Origin of the sequence: Streptomyces naganishii JCM 4654 (assembly GCF_014650575.1) — a bacterium.
Classification (GTDB): domain Bacteria; phylum Actinomycetota; class Actinomycetes; order Streptomycetales; family Streptomycetaceae; genus Streptomyces; species Streptomyces naganishii.
The window spans coordinates 99,929-113,941 of the sequence record NZ_BMVF01000010.1; the positions used below are offsets into that span (position 1 = coordinate 99,929).

Below are 14,013 nucleotides of genomic sequence, written 5' to 3' on the forward strand. Positions count from 1 at the left end.
CCTTCGCGGCCCTCGCGGTCCTCTTCGCCTTCCTGCGCGTCCCGATGCCCGACGCGCTGGTCTACCGGGCCGAGGGCGCGGCCGTCGTCCACGGCCGGGACCTGTACGGGTTCACGGTCACCGAGGGGCGGCTGCCGGCCACCTACCCGCCGTTCGCGGCGGTGCTGTTCGCACCCATGGCGTGGCTCTCCGTGCCGGCCCTGAAAGCGGCGTTCCTCGCGGGCAACGCGCTCCTGCTCGCCTGGCTCGTCCACCTCTCCGCGCGGCTCGCGGGCCGCCGGGCCCCGCTTCCCCTGCTGTGCGCCGGTACGGCCCTCGCGCTCTGGCTCGAACCGGTCTTCCAGACCTTCGTGTTCGGGCAGATCAACCTCGCGATCGCCTGCCTGGTCCTGTGGGACCTGACCCGGCCGCCGGGCGCGCGCGGCAAGGGCGTGGCGATCGGCGTGGCGACCGGCATCAAGCTCACCCCGGCCCTGTTCGTCGTCCACCTGCTGCTGCGCGGACGCGGGCACCGGCGCGAGGCGGTCACGGCGGCGGCCGCGTTCGCCGGGACCGTCGCCCTGGGCGCCCTCCTGCTGCCCGCCGCCAGCGTCGACTACTGGACCCGCCGCATCTTCGAGACCAACCGGGTCGGCAAGCCCTGGATCATCGCCAACCAGTCCCTCCAGGGCCTGGTCGCCCGCGCCCTGCGGGACCCGTCACCCTTCCCCGCGTGGGTGCTGGTCTCCGCGGTGGTGGCCGCGCTCGGCCTGTGGCTGGCGCGCGGGGTCCCCGACGAGCGGTGGGGCGTCCTGCTGACCGGCCTGACCGCCCTGCTGGTGTCGCCGATCAGCTGGTCCCACCACTGGGTGTGGTGCGTGCCGGTGATCGCCGTGCTGCTGGCGGACGGCCGCCGTGCGTGGGCGGCGGCCGTCGCGGTCGTCTTCACCGCCCGCACCATGTGGCTGGTCCCCCGCGACGGCGACATGGACCTCCACCTGTCCTGGTGGCAACAGGCCCTCGCCTCGCCCTACGCGCTGCTGGGCCTGGCCCTGCTCGCGGCCGCGGCGCCGCCCGGCGCCCGCCACGGCGGCGGTCAGGCGTCCTCCGCCAGGAGCTCGTCGGCGTCCATGATCCGGTAGGCGTAGCCCTGTTCGGCCAGGAAGCGCTGGCGGTGGGCGGCGAAGTCCTGGTCGATGGTGTCGCGGGCGACCACCGAGTAGAAGTGCGCCTGGTGCCCGTCGGCCTTGGGGCGCAGCACCCGGCCGAGGCGCTGCGCCTCCTCCTGGCGGGAGCCGAAGGTGCCCGAGACCTGGATGGCGACGGTCGCCTCCGGCAGGTCGATGGAGAAGTTCGCGACCTTCGACACCACCAGCACGTTGATCTCGCCCTCGCGGAAGGCGTCGAACAGCTTCTCGCGCTGGGCGTTGGAGGTCTCCCCCTTGATCACTGGCGCGTTCAAGTGCTCGCCCAGCTCGTCGAGTTGGTCGATGTACTGGCCGATCACCAGGATCTGCTGACCGGCGAAGCGGCGCACGATCGCCTCCGTGACCTTCCGCTTGGTCTCGGTCGTCGCGCAGAAGCGGTACTTCTCCTCCGTCTCCGCGGTCGCGTACGCGAGCCGTTCGGAGTCGGTGAGGTTGACCCGGACCTCGACGCAGTCGGCGGGCGCGATGTAGCCCTGCGCCTCGATCTCCTTCCACGGCGCGTCGAACCGCTTGGGCCCGATCAGGGAGAACACGTCGGACTCGCGGCCGTCCTCCCGTACGAGCGTCGCGGTCAGCCCGAGCCGCCGCCGCGCCTGGAGGTCGGCGGTGAACTTGAAGACCGGCGCGGGCAGCAGGTGCACCTCGTCGTAGACGATCAGGCCCCAGTCCCGGGAGTCGAACAGCTCCAGGTGCGGGTAGACGCCCTTCCGTCTGGTCGTCAGCACCTGGTAGGTGGCGATGGTGACGGGCCGGATCTCCTTGCGGGTCCCGCTGTACTCGCCGATCTCGTCCTCGGTCAGCGAGGTCCGCTTCACCAGCTCGTGCTTCCACTGCCGGGCGGAGACGGTGTTGGTGACCAGAATCAGGGTCGTGGACTTCGCCTGCGCCATCGACCCGGCGCCGACCAGCGTCTTGCCGGCCCCGCAGGGCAGGACGACGACACCGCTGCCGCCGTGCCAGAAGTTCTCCACCGCCTGCTTCTGGTAGGGGCGCAGCGCCCAGCCGTCCTCGGCCAGCTCGATGGGGTGCGCCTCGCCGTCGACGTAGCCCGCCAGGTCCTCGGCCGGCCAGCCCAGCTTCAGCAGCGTCTGCTTGATCTGCCCCCGCTCCGAGGGGTGCACGGCCACGGTGTCCGGGTCGATGCGGGCGCCCACCAGCGGGATGATCCGCTTGGACTTCAGCACCTCCTCCAGGACCGGCCGGTCGGTGGTGGTCAGGACCAGTCCGTGCGCGGGGTGCTTGGTCAGGGTCAGCCGCCCGTAGCGGTCCATCGTCTCGGCGATGTCCACGAGCAGCGCGTGCGGCACGGGGTAGCGGCTGTACTGCACGAGCGCGTCCACGACCTGCTCGGCGTCGTGGCCGGCGGCGCGCGCGTTCCACAGGCCGAGCGGGGTGACGCGGTAGGTGTGGATGTGCTCGGGCGCCCGCTCCAGCTCGGCGAACGGCGCGATGACACGACGGCAGTCGTCGGCCTGCTCGTGATCGACTTCGAGGAGCAGGGTCTTGTCCGACTGGACGATCAGGGGACCATTCACGCGCAGCGCCCTTTCCGGTGTGACCAAACGTCCAGTGTGCCTCACCGGCGCGCGATCACGTCCGGTTCCGGCCGCGGGACGGCCGCCGCCCGGGCTTCAGCCCTGGTCGTCCGCGAGCTCGGCGACCCCGGTGACTCGGTGCAGCGGATAGGTGCGCACCTCGTCGGCGGTGTGGTCGTACGCCGTCACGAAGCCGCCCTCGACCCGGATCGGCGCGATGACGCGCTGGCTGGCGGCGCCCTCGGCGTTGACGTAGCCGATCCACAGGGCCTCGCCGGTCAGCACGGCGGCCTGCATGGTGGCCAGCGTCTCGGCCGGGCCGGTGCGGGGCAGCTCGCCGGCCGCCGACTGGGCGGCGGCCGGCTTGCGCGGGGCCGTGGAGGCGAGGTCGCCGGCGCGGATCGCGCGGATCGCCGCCGCCAGCAGGGTGGCGTCGGGGACGGGCGGGCCCTCCGGGACGGGCTCGGGCGCGGTGCGCGGCGGGGTGCGGTGGGAGTCGGCGCGCGCGATGAGGACGTCGCCCTCCGCCGACTCGGCGGCCGGGGCGTAGCCCATCGCGCGCAGGCCCTCCAGGAGCGTGGCCGGGTCGGCCTGGGTGGCCAGCACGGTCGGCGCGAGGCGGCGCAGGCGCAGGCCGGCGGAGCGCTTGTCGGCGAGGATCTCGTTCAGCAGCGCGTCGTCGTCGCAGCGGACGTACGCCGAGGCGGCGCCGACGCGGAGGTGCCCGTGCCGGCGGGCCACGTCGTCGATCAGATAGGCGAGCGGCTGCGGGACGGGCGTACGGGAGTGCGCGGCCAGGAAGGCGTGCAGGTCGGAGGCGGTGTGGCCGGCGTCGAGGGCGCGCCGCACGGAGCCGGGTGTGAACCGGTAGACGGTCGCGCCGCCCTTGGACTCCACGTCCGCGAGCACGCCGAGGGTGTCCGCCAGCGGGCGCCGCAGCGGGCCGGGGGCCACCGCCGTCAGGTCGGCCTGGAGCAGGACGTGGTCCAGGGGCTCGGGCAGCAGCGGGGCCAGCAGCCGGGCCGCGGCGGCGGAGGCGACGGCTTGTTCGGAGGGGGAGAGGGGGGCCGGCTGGACGTCGGGCTGGAGCTGGGACTGAGGCTGGGACCGGGGCCCGGTTTCGGGAAGGGGCGCCTCCGCCGGCCGGTGGTGCTTGTGGACGGGCAGCTTGTCGCCCGCGCCCTCGGGCCCGGTGAGGGCGGCGGAGGTCCTGGAGCGGGCCTTGGCCCCGGCTCCCGGTGCGGCGGCGGCCGTCGCGGATGGCCGCGGCCCCAGCAGCGCGCGCCCGTGCGCGGAGAGCGCGCCGCGGCCGGTGACGCCGAGCAGTTCCGCCTCCGAGAGGGTCCACCGGGCCAGCCGGCCGCGCGGGTCCTCCTCGTCCGGCGTCCGCTGGGGCCCGCGCAGCGGACGCTCCCAGCGCAGCCGGGCGAGCACCGACCCGGCGGACGGCGCGCCGCCCTCGGGCAGCCCGGCCAGCAGGGTCAGCACCCGGTGCCGTACCTCGGGCGCGGCCGAGCGGTCGAGGCCGGGGCCGAGCGCGGACAGGGCGCGGTCCTTGGCGTCCCGGCCGCCGACCAGGCCGGGCGTACGGGTCGCCGTCAGCCAGGCCTCGGCCAGGCGTGCCCAGCGTTCGGCGGGGGGCCGCTCCAGCCACTCGTCGTAGGCCGGGGTCGCCGCGTACCGCTCGTCGGCCTCGCCGTCGGAGGCGAGCAGACCGGCGGCGTAGGCGAGCTCCACCCAGAAGGCGGCCACCGGTTCGGACACGTCGAGGGCGACCGCGGTGCGCTTGAGGTCGCGCACGCTGAGACCGCCGGCGCGCAGGACGCTCGGGCCGCCCTCGTCCCAGTCCTTCAGCAGTTCCTCGACGGTGGCCAGCGCGGTGTACGCCTGGCCGGCGGCGGTGGCGTCCACAACCTGTGGACGGTGCGTGGCGGCCGGCTCGACCGCCGGCGGCACCGGTTCGGGCGCGCGGTGGGCGCGGCCCTCGCGCAGGTGCAGGGCCACCTCGCGCGGGAGTACGACGGTGCCGGGAGCGGTCGGCAGCAGCAGGCCCCGGTCGAGCAGCCAGCGCAGCCGGGGCGCCGGGTCGGGGGCGACCTGGCCGTACGGCGGACCCCACACCAGCCGGCCGAGCACGTCGAGGGAGTCCGCGGGGGCGCCCGCGAGCAGCTCGGCCATGCGCGCGCGGTCGGTGAACAGGGCGGTGAGCGCGTCGACGGCGGAGACCGGGTCGTGGGTCGAGGGCAGCCCGGCGGTGGTCACGATCTCCTGGATGCGCCCCGGCGACATGCCCGAGGTCGCCTCCCGCACGGTCGGGCCGAGCCCGGTGGGCGACGGGTGCTGCGGCGAGGGGGCGAGCAGCTCACGGGCGGTGCGGACCAGACGCAGCCGGTCGTCGCCGCCCCAGACCAGGGCCTGCTCGCGCAGGGTCGCCAGGGCGCGGGGCAGCGCGGCGGCGACCACGGGGTCCCGCGCGTCCCCGGCGGTCAGCCCGAGCAGTTCGCCGTACGTCGCCGGGTCGCCCGCCACCGCGAGCGCCTCGGCCGTCTGGAGGGCGAACCGGTCCAGCCGCTCCAGGGCCCGCACCACGGAGGCGCGGGTCCCGGCCCGGGTGGCGAGCTGGGTGAGGTCGGTGGGCACCGGGGTGATGAGATCGGGCCGGCTGCGCAGCAGCGCGGCCAGGGAGGCGTCGTCACGCCCACGAAGCGCCTCCGCGAGCGAGCGGGGCGCGGCCACCGTCTTCTCATCGCTCATCCGCCCCACGGTAGCGTCTGCCCCCGCCCCCGGAACACGCGTCCACGTGCTGAACCGGCCCCGGGGACGAGCCGCACCCCGGCAAGGGCCAGGGACACGCCCCCGAGCGGGCGGTCGCGAAAGCGCGCGCCATGCGGGGCGTGTGGCGGAGGGCGGGGCCGTGGGCGGGGTGGCGGGGGCTGTCGCCGCGGGGGCGTGGTGGGGCGGGCGGGGGGCGCGTGCCCGTCCTGCCTGCGTTCCCGCCCTGTCGGTGGGACGGGGGCGGTGGTTCGGGTCGGGGTCGGGGTGGGTGTTCGGTGGGGTTGGGTGGGTGCGCGCGGTACCTTCGTGTGCGTGGTGGTGAGGGACGGGCGCCCCGGAGGGGTTTCGTGGGGATCGAGAGCGACCAGGTCGTCTACGAGTACTTGAGCCGCGTCGGCGACGTGGCCCACCAGCGGCAGCTGTCCTCGGCCACCCGCATGCGCCTGGTCTCCGAGCTGCGCAACGAGATCGACCGGCGCCGGGCCAAGTCCGCCGTCGACAGCCCCGCCGCCGTCCGCCGCATCCTGGACCGGCTCGGCACCCCCGACGAGGTCGTCGCCGCCGCCGGTGACGGCGGTCCGCGCCAGCCGGGCGAGGCCCCGACGTCCGTCGTGCCCGTGCAGCGCGAGCCGGAGGCCGAGGAGCGGCCCAAGGGCCTGCGCCGGGCCGTGCCGCGCCCCCGCCCGGCCCGGCCCGCTGCGCCACCGCCGGCCGCCGGCACCTCCGTACCGCCGCACCTGGCGACCGCCGACCAGCTCGGCGCCGCCGCCGGCCCGGGCGCCGACTGGTGGCGCACCGACGGCAGCCCCTTCGGCATCGGCGACGACGTGCCCGGCTTCGTCGGCGGTGTCGAGATCCCCGACCTGCTCAAGCCCCCGTCCAAGGAGCCGCCCCGGCAGCCCGACACCGTGCTCGCCCCGGCCGCCGAGGCGGAGCCCGAGGCGGTGGACGACGTGGCCGCCCCGCGCCGCCGCCCGGGCCTGGCGGCGGCCCTGCGCCCCGGGCGCTGGAGCAACCCCCTGCTGCTGCTCGCCGCCGCTCTGCTGGTCGTCGGCGCGGTGCTCGGCAACTGGTTCGCGCTGCTGCTCGGCTGGGTGATCGCGTACGCCTCCCGCCGGCTGACCCCCACCGAGTCCAAGTGGGCGGTCATGGGCATGCCCGGCCTGGCGCTCGCCGCGGGTGTCGTCTGGCTCTGGGGCCGTACGGACGCCCGCTGGGGCACCCCCATCGCCCAGGGCCACATGAACGACGCGGTCGCCCAGACCTGGCCCTGGGTGGTGCGCGCGGCGGCCGTGCTCTCCGCGCTGTTCCTGGTCTGGCGCTCGCAACGGCAGCGGTAGTAGCGGGCCCGGCCCGGGCAACGGCCGTCGTACGTCACACCGGCCGGGCGCCTGCCCGCCAGATCCCCTGGGCACAATGGCCCATATGACCTCGCGCCCGCCGACCACCCCGCCGACGACCCCGCGGGCCACCCCGCTCACCGTCGGCTTCGACCTCGACATGACGCTGATCGACTCCCGCCCCGGCATCCGCGCCTGCTACCTGGCGCTGTCCGAACGCACCGGGACGTACATCGACGCCGACCTGGCCGTCACCCGGCTCGGCCCGCCGCTCGCCGAGGAGCTGATCAACTGGTTCCCGGCCGAGCGGGTCGAGGCGATGAGTGAGCTGTACCGCGAGATGTACCCGGCGACAGCCGTCACCGCCACCACCGCGCTGACCGGCGCCCGCGAAGCGATCGCGGCCGTACGCGAGCACGGCGGCCGTGCCCTGGTCGTCACCGCCAAGTACGAGCCGAACGCCAAGCTGCACCTGGAGCACCTGGGCATCGAGCCGGACGCGGTCGTGGGCGACCTGTGGGCCGAGCGGAAGGCCGAGGCGCTGCGCGAGTACGGCGCGAGCGTGTACGTCGGCGACCACGTCGGTGACGTGCGCGGCGCCCGCACGGCCGGCGCGCTGTCGGTCGCGGTGGCCACCGGACCCTGCGGCCCGGAGGAACTGCGCGCGGCGGGCGCGGACGTCGTACTCGCCGATCTGACCGATTTCCCGAATTGGTTTTCGGACTACACCGCTGACGCCGGCTAGTCGCCGCGCGCCTGACGCCGCCCCGCCGCGATCGACTGGAGCAGGCCCGCGCCCGCGATGAGGAAGCCGACGGCCATCAGCATGCTCAGTCCGAACATGTAGGTCGGAAAAGGCTTGGTGCCGAGGAACAGCGGCGCCACCGTGACCAGAGTGGCCACCGCGCCGATGAAGAAGACGATGGCACCGGCACGGATCAGCCGGTCACCGGCCGCGGCGGAATTCGTTTGGGTTTTGTCACGCACCGGACCAGGGTAGTTCCCAGCGCGAGGGAACAACCGGGCGACGTCTTGTCACCCGCCCCAAGACCATTAGCCTGGGTACCGGCGGGTCCGGCGCGACCCGCCCCAGTGCTATCAAGAGCCGTTTCCGAAGCAGTTTTCCGACGAGTACGAGGACGAGGACAGACGTGCCCACCGGCAAGGTCAAGTGGTTCAACAGTGAGAAGGGCTTCGGCTTTCTCTCCCGCGACGACGGCGGTGACGTCTTCGTCCATTCCTCGGTCCTGCCCGCCGGAGTGGACACGCTCAAGCCGGGACAGCGAGTGGAGTTCGGAGTGGTCGCCGGCCAGCGCGGCGACCAGGCGCTGTCCGTGACGCTCCTGGAGCCGACGCCGTCGGTCGCGGCGGCCCAGCGTAAGAAGCCGGACGAACTGGCCGGGATCGTCCAGGACCTCACCACGCTGCTCGAGAACATCCTGCCCGCGCTGGAGGGGGGCCGTTACCCCGAGAAGACGGCCGGCAAGAAGATCGCCGGCCTGCTGCGCGCGGTCGCCGACCAGCTGGACATCTGACCGGCGACCGGCACGGAACACGGAATACGGGCACGGAATACGGGACGCCCGGCACACCGAACGCACCGAACACGCGGCCAAGCGGCCCGGAGAACCTGACCGGCCCAGAACCTGGCCGGCCTACGGAAAGTCCAGCGCGTCCGGGCCGAGGGGCGGCAGCAGTCCCTCGGCCGCGGCGCGGGTGAGCAACCCGCGCACGGCCGCGTAGCCGTCCGGGCCGAGGTCCGCGGTGAACTCGTTGACGTACAGCCCGATGTGCTGGTCGGCGACGGCCGGGTCCATCTCCTGGGCGTGTTCCATGACGTAGGGCCGGGAGACCTCGGGGTCGTCCCAGGCCATGCGCACGGAGGTGCGCACCGCCTCGGCCAGTCCGGTCAGCGCCTCGGCGCCCAGCGACCGCTTGGCGATGATCGCGCCCAGCGGGATGGGCAGCCCGGTGGTGTCCTCCCAGTGCTCGCCCATGTCGGCGAGCTTGTGCAGGCCGTAGTCCTGGTACGTGAAGCGGGCCTCGTGGATCACCAGGCCCGCGTCGACCTTCCCGTCCCGCACGGCGGGCATGATCTCGTTGAACGGCATGACCACGATCTCGCCGACCCCGCCGGGCACCGTGTCCGCGGCCCACAGCCGGAACAGCAGGTACGCCGTCGACTTCTCGCTCGGCACGGCGACCGTACGGCCCTCCAGGTCCACGCCCGGCTCCCGGGTGAGCACCAGCGGCCCGCAGCCCCGCCCCAGCGCGCCGCCGCACGGCAGCAGCGCGTACTCGCCGAGGACGTACGGCAGTACGGCGTACGACACCTTGAGCACGTCGAACTCGCCGCGCTCGGCCATGCCGTTGGTGATGTCGATGTCGGCGAAGGTGACGTCGAACGCGGGCGCGCCGGGCACGCGGCCGTGGGCGAGGGCGTCGAAGACGAAGGTGTCGTTGGGGCAGGGGGAGTAGGCGATCCGCAGTCGGCTGCTGCTGTCAGGGCTCATGTGGGTTCCAACTCCTCAGGACGGGCGCGAGCTTCCCGAAGCCCTCGGTCAGGGCGGCGAGGGCGTCGTGGATGCGCCAGGCGGCGCGGTCGCGCGGGCCCACCGGATTGGAGACCGCGCGGATCTCCAGTACCGGCACGCCGTGCGCGGCGGCCGCCTCGGCGACCCCGAACCCCTCCATGGCCTCGGCCAGCGCACGCGGATGACGGGCGCGCAGCACCTCGGCGCGGGCGGCGGTACCGGTCACGGTCGAGCCGGTGAGCACGGTGCCGGCGACCGCCCCGGTGGCGGCGGCGATCGCCCGTACGAGTGTTTCGGGCGGACGGTGGGTGACGGTGCCGAAGCCGAGTTCCGTCACCGGCACGAAGCCCTCGGCGGTGTCGGCGCCCAGGTCGGCGGCGGTGATCTCGTCGGCGACGACGAGCGAGCCGACGGGCGCGCCGGGCGCGAAACCGCCCGCGACACCGGCCGAGACGACGAGGTCGTACGGGGTGCCGGCGAGCGCGGCCGCGGTCAGGGCGGTGGCGGTGGACGCGGCGGCCAGGGCGGGACCGACACCGGCGGCGATCAGATCGAGCCGGGGCGGCCCGGCGACCCGGTGGACGTGAAGCCCGGCGATCCGGTGGACGGGCGGTACGGCGTTCGGGCCGCCCGGCACGGGGGGCTCGGTGGCCCCTGCGGAAGGCTCGGTGGCCCGTGCGGGGGGCTCGGTGGCCGGGTCGGGGAACGCCCGCGCCACCGCGTCCCGTTCGACCGGGACCGCGGTGGCGACGAGCACACGCGGGGAGGACGTGGTCAGGATTCCTTCTGGAGCTTGAAGGACCACAGGCCCTTCACGTCCTTCTCGCCCTCCTTGACGGAGACGAGCGTGGAGTTGCCGCTGGCGCCGTACTGGGCGTTGAAGAAGACGCTGCCCGGGATGGTCCGGTACGTCTTCTTGCTGGAGTCGGTGAGCGGCTGACCGTTCATCAGAATGGTCCAGCCCTGGTCCGCGATCTTCGGGTCGACGCCGAAGCGCACGGTCTCGTCCGGGTCGACCTTGATCGACTTGATGTCCGTGTCCTTCAGGCACTTCGCCAGGTCGGCGGTCTTGATCGCGTTGCCGTCGTTGTAGCAGGTGGCTTCCGAGCTCACCGAGTCACGGCCCACGGTGACCGTGGACAGCGGGGTGGGCTTGGAGCAGGCCGAGAGAACGAGCAGTCCTGCGGAAACGGCGCCGGCAGCGGCGACGGCGCGGCGGCGTCGCACGGCGGAATGCATCGAGGTCATGGCCGAAGGCTATCGGGCACCTCCGGCCGTCCGCCCACGTGGGGGTGCGGCGTGCCGTCCGGCCGGTTCTCCGGCGGCCCGGCCACGTGCCGCCAGGCCGGTTCTCCACCGCCCCGCTCGCGTCCTCGCGGATCACGCCACCCGGACGCGCCGGTCATGCCACCCGGGCGCTCCGGTCATGCCACCCGCGGCCGGGTGGCGCCCCCCTGCCGGGCCGAGGCGACCAGGCCGCGGACGGTGGGCGCCCAGCCGGCGGCCACGATGCCGGCGCCCACCGACAGCCCCAGTACGCCGTTGAGCGGCAGCACGATGCCGATCGCGCCGCCCAGCACCCAGGCCACCTGCAACAGCGTCTCCGACCGGGCGAACGCCGATGTCCGCACCTGTTCGGGCACGTCGCGCTGGATCAGCGCGTCCAGCGACAGCTTGGCCAGCGCCTGCCCGAAACCGGCCACCGCGGCCAGACACGCCACCAGGAACGCCCCGAAGAAGACCGCCGCCGTGATGGCGGTGCCCAGCACGATCGCCACCACCGTGACGATGATGATCTCCGGCGCCCGGGACCTGAGCCACGCCCCGACCGCCGTGCCCAGCGCGTTGCCCGTGCCCGCCGCGACGCCCACTATCCCCAGGGACACCGCGGCGCTGGAGCCGGTCAGCGGGTGCTCGCGCAGCAGGAAGGCGAGGAAGAAGATCAGGAAGCCGGACAGACAGCGCAGGGCGGCGTTGGCGGCCAGGGCATGGGTGACGGCCGTGCCGACCGTGCGCAGGCCGGGCCGCTTGGGCGGCTTGCGGCGCGGGCCGTGCAGATGCTGTTCGTCGGCGGCGAGCAGCGCGCGGTCCTCGCCCTTGGCCGAGTCGACCTTCGGGGGCAGGGAGAAGGACAGGAACGTTCCCGCCACGAAGATCACAAAAGCGCCGAGGAGCGGCCAGCGGGGGCCGACCGCCTGGAGCCCCGCACCGATCGGCGCGGCGATCCCGGTGGCCAGCAGACCGCCGAGCGTCACCCGAGAGTTCGCCTTGACCAGCGAGAACGCGGGCGGCAGCAGCCGGGGTACGACGGCGCTCCTGACCACCCCGTAAGCCTTGGAGGCGACCAGCACGCCGAGCGCCGCCGGATACAGCTCCAGGCCCCCGCCGGCCGCCGCTCCGGCGATCACCAGCGCCAGCAGGGCCCGGGCGAGCATCGCGCCGGCCATCGCGGCACGGCGCCCGTGGGGCAGCCGGTCGAGGAGGGGGCCGATCACGGGCGCGAGGAGGGTGAAGGGGGCCATGGTGATCGCGAGGTAGAGCGCGACCCGGCCGCGGGCCTCGTCCGTGGGCACCGAGAAGAACACGGTGGAGGCGAGCGCGACGGTGATCATGACGTCGCCGGCGCCGTTCACCGCGTGCAGTTCGATCAGCTTGCCGAGTCCGGACTCACCGGCGCCGTGCGCGTGCGTCGCCTTCCGGATGCCGCGCACCGCCGCGGTGAGGGGCAGGCGCAGCGCACGGCCGACCGCGCGGACGGACCCGCCGAACCGGCCCGAACCACTGCCCTGGCTGCTCCCCTTGAACCCCTTCGACCCACCGGCCCCGGCGGTCTTCTGGGGCATCCTCGCGGCTGCCACCCCGTCATAGTGCCCCGGAACAGCCCCAGGTAGCGCGATTACGTCCCGAATAGGACGCACCCAACAGCCACAGGCAGCAACGCCCCCCTCCGAGCCCTGCGGCACCGCGACCGGCCACCGGGGTGGAAGGGGCGGTGCCCCGTGGCGCGCGGGGACGAAGCCCCGGCCGGGGGGACCGCAGGGGGGTGCGGGGGCGCTCCGCGCCAACCCCGTGGGGGTGCAGGGGGCTCAGCCCCCGCGGGGCGCCCGAGGCGGACCGCACGGGGGTGCTGGGGCGGACCGCACGGGGTGCAGGGGGCGGAGCCCCCGCCGGGGTCCGGGGCGGAGCCCCGTGGGGGACTTGTGTCCAACCGAGTCGGGCGGGTGGGTGGGAAACCCTGGGGTCCGGGGCGGAGCCCCGTGGGGGGACTTGTGTCCGAGCGAGTCGGGCGGGTGGGTGGGAAACGCCGGGGTCCGGGGCGCAGCCCCGTGGCGGGACTGGTCTCCCACCGAGTCGGGCGGGCGGGTGGGCAGCCCCCGCACCACCCCCGGAGGGAAACCCACCCCACCACCGGTGTAGGCCCAGCGCCGACGAGAAGGTAGCGTGCGTAGCGCGCCGTGGCGAACGTTCTCGGCCGCGCGCCCTACGGACATACCGCAGAATGGATGACGTGGGTGCGCCCGAGCGCGATCGGGCGCGTACGTCGACGCGGTCCGCGGGTCCGCTCCGTCCGCCCCGCCGCCTTCAGGCCGGCGCACCCGAGAGACGGCGTAGGAGAGAAGCGATACCTGTGAGCGCAGCGACCACGCGAAGCCGCACCCCCGACCGCCTGTGCGCCGAGGCCGTCGACCTCGCCCGCGCCGCAGCAGAGGAGGCGGCCGCGCCCGGCGTGGTCGGTGAGCACACCGGCCTGGTGTCCGAGGGCGACCGCGTCGTCACGCACTTCTTCGAGTGCAAGGAACTGGGGTACCGCGGCTGGCGCTGGGCCGTGACCGTGGCCCGCGCCTCCCGCGCCAAGATCGTCACCCTGGACGAGGCGGTCCTGCTGCCCGGCCCCGACGCGCTGCTCGCCCCCGAGTGGGTGCCGTGGAGCGAGCGGCTGCGCCCGGGCGACATGGGCCCGGGCGACCTGCTCCCCACCGACGCCGACGACCTGCGCCTCGAGCCCGGCTTCTCCGGCGAGGACGAGCCCGCGCCGGACTCCGCGGTCTCCGCGGACATGGCCGAACTCGTGGAGGCGGAGGACGCCGAGGTCACCGCGGTCCCGCCGAGGAAGCTGCCCGCGGCGCCCTCGCGCGGCTCGATCGCGGCGCTCGCCGAGGAACTGGGCATGCGCCGCGCCCGCGTGCTGTCCCGCTACGGCCTGCACATGGCCGCCGACCGCTGGGAGGAGGCGTTCGGCGCGAAGACGCCGATGGCCCAGGCCGCCCCGGCGCCCTGCGTGAGCTGCGGCTTCCTGGTGCCGATCGGCGGCTCGCTGGGCCAGGCCTTCGGCCTGTGCGCCAACGAGTTCTCCCCGGCCGACGGCCACGTGGTCTCCCTGGCGTACGGCTGCGGAGGGCACTCCGAGGCCGCCGTCATGCCGAGGCCGCCGCAGCCGGCCCCGCCGGTGATCGACGAGACCCGTGTGGACCCGTTCCCGCTGCGCCCGGCGCGCGACTCGGGCTCGGTCCCCGTCTCCGACGACGAAACGGCCGAGCTGGGCCACTCGTGACCCGCCGCCGCGGTGGCCGCACGGCCGGCCACCGCACCACGGCACCCTCGGACCCGCCCGAGGCCTGAGCCCGAAGCCCGAAGTCCGGCC

12 protein-coding genes are annotated in these 14,013 nt (G+C 74.7%); 5 read left to right on the plus strand and 7 right to left on the minus strand.

The annotated features are described in order from the left end of the window. Positions 1 to 44 precede the first annotated feature (44 nt). Complete coding sequence (locus tag IE217_RS19750; protein WP_190179375.1) at positions 45 to 1,121, plus strand: glycosyltransferase 87 family protein; 1,077 nt, start codon at positions 45 to 47, stop codon at positions 1,119 to 1,121. Here IE217_RS19750 and IE217_RS19755 read toward each other — a convergent pair. Continuing rightward, positions 1,076 to 2,722, minus strand: coding sequence for a DNA repair helicase XPB (locus tag IE217_RS19755; RefSeq protein WP_190179374.1), 1,647 nt, complete (start codon positions 2,720 to 2,722; stop codon positions 1,076 to 1,078). The two genes, IE217_RS19750 and IE217_RS19755, sit on opposite strands and share 46 nt — an antisense overlap. A gap of 96 nt (positions 2,723 to 2,818) precedes the next feature. Beyond that, the gene (locus IE217_RS19760) at positions 2,819 to 5,476 is read right to left on the minus strand and encodes a helicase C-terminal domain-containing protein (protein WP_190179223.1); all 2,658 of its coding nucleotides are present in this window, start codon (positions 5,474 to 5,476) and stop codon (positions 2,819 to 2,821) included. Positions 5,477 to 5,844: 368 nt separating this feature from the next. On the opposite strand from IE217_RS19760, the gene IE217_RS19765 reads away from it, so the two are divergent. Continuing rightward, on the plus strand, positions 5,845 to 6,837 hold the full coding sequence (locus IE217_RS19765) for a hypothetical protein (RefSeq protein ID WP_190179224.1): 993 nt from the start codon (positions 5,845 to 5,847) through the stop codon (positions 6,835 to 6,837). 76 nt (positions 6,838 to 6,913) lie between these two features. Further along, positions 6,914 to 7,582, plus strand: coding sequence for an HAD family hydrolase (locus tag IE217_RS19770; RefSeq protein WP_373298076.1), 669 nt, complete (start codon positions 6,914 to 6,916; stop codon positions 7,580 to 7,582). On the opposite strand, the gene IE217_RS19775 is transcribed toward IE217_RS19770, so the two are convergent. Continuing rightward, complete coding sequence (locus IE217_RS19775; RefSeq protein ID WP_190179226.1) at positions 7,579 to 7,824, minus strand: hypothetical protein; 246 nt, start codon at positions 7,822 to 7,824, stop codon at positions 7,579 to 7,581. The two genes, IE217_RS19770 and IE217_RS19775, sit on opposite strands and share 4 nt — an antisense overlap. 164 nt (positions 7,825 to 7,988) lie before the next feature. On the opposite strand from IE217_RS19775, the gene IE217_RS35260 reads away from it, so the two are divergent. After that, complete coding sequence (locus IE217_RS35260) at positions 7,989 to 8,372, plus strand: cold-shock protein (RefSeq protein WP_190179227.1); 384 nt, start codon at positions 7,989 to 7,991, stop codon at positions 8,370 to 8,372. Positions 8,373 to 8,492: 120 nt separating this feature from the next. On the opposite strand, the gene IE217_RS19785 is transcribed toward IE217_RS35260, so the two are convergent. The 4 genes from IE217_RS19785 to IE217_RS19800 all read right to left on the minus strand — a co-directional run bounded on the left by IE217_RS19785 (position 8,493) and on the right by IE217_RS19800 (position 12,229). Further along, on the minus strand, positions 8,493 to 9,350 hold the full coding sequence (locus IE217_RS19785) for a 1,4-dihydroxy-6-naphtoate synthase (RefSeq protein WP_190179228.1): 858 nt from the start codon (positions 9,348 to 9,350) through the stop codon (positions 8,493 to 8,495). Beyond that, on the minus strand, positions 9,340 to 10,128 hold the full coding sequence (locus IE217_RS19790) for a futalosine hydrolase (RefSeq protein WP_229865418.1): 789 nt from the start codon (positions 10,126 to 10,128) through the stop codon (positions 9,340 to 9,342). The genes IE217_RS19785 and IE217_RS19790 overlap by 11 nt, the downstream gene beginning before the upstream one ends. Before the next feature lie 17 nt (positions 10,129 to 10,145). Then, the gene (locus IE217_RS19795; protein ID WP_373298077.1) at positions 10,146 to 10,619 is read right to left on the minus strand and encodes a DUF2771 domain-containing protein; all 474 of its coding nucleotides are present in this window, start codon (positions 10,617 to 10,619) and stop codon (positions 10,146 to 10,148) included. Positions 10,620 to 10,795: 176 nt separating this feature from the next. Beyond that, on the minus strand, positions 10,796 to 12,229 hold the full coding sequence (locus IE217_RS19800) for an MFS transporter (RefSeq protein WP_190179230.1): 1,434 nt from the start codon (positions 12,227 to 12,229) through the stop codon (positions 10,796 to 10,798). A gap of 770 nt (positions 12,230 to 12,999) precedes the next feature. Here IE217_RS19800 and IE217_RS19805 point away from each other — a divergent pair. Further along, a complete protein-coding gene (locus IE217_RS19805; RefSeq protein WP_190179231.1) occupies positions 13,000 to 13,923 on the plus strand; it encodes a DUF3027 domain-containing protein in 924 nt (307 codons plus the stop codon). Positions 13,924 to 14,013: the final 90 nt, after the last annotated feature.

Bases quoted from the DNA above. Each gene is read 5' to 3' on its own strand.
- IE217_RS19760 (WP_190179223.1), bottom strand. From the start codon at position 5,476: ATGAGCGATGAGAAGACGGTGGCCGCGCCCCGCTCGCTCGCGGAGGCG.
- IE217_RS19750 (WP_190179375.1), top strand. From the start codon at position 45: ATGCCCGACGCGCTGGTCTACCGGGCCGAGGGCGCGGCCGTCGTCCAC.
- IE217_RS19795 (WP_373298077.1), bottom strand. From the start codon at position 10,619: ATGACCTCGATGCATTCCGCCGTGCGACGCCGCCGCGCCGTCGCCGCT.
- IE217_RS19785 (WP_190179228.1), bottom strand. From the start codon at position 9,350: ATGAGCCCTGACAGCAGCAGCCGACTGCGGATCGCCTACTCCCCCTGC.
- IE217_RS19770 (WP_373298076.1), top strand. From the start codon at position 6,914: ATGGCCCATATGACCTCGCGCCCGCCGACCACCCCGCCGACGACCCCG.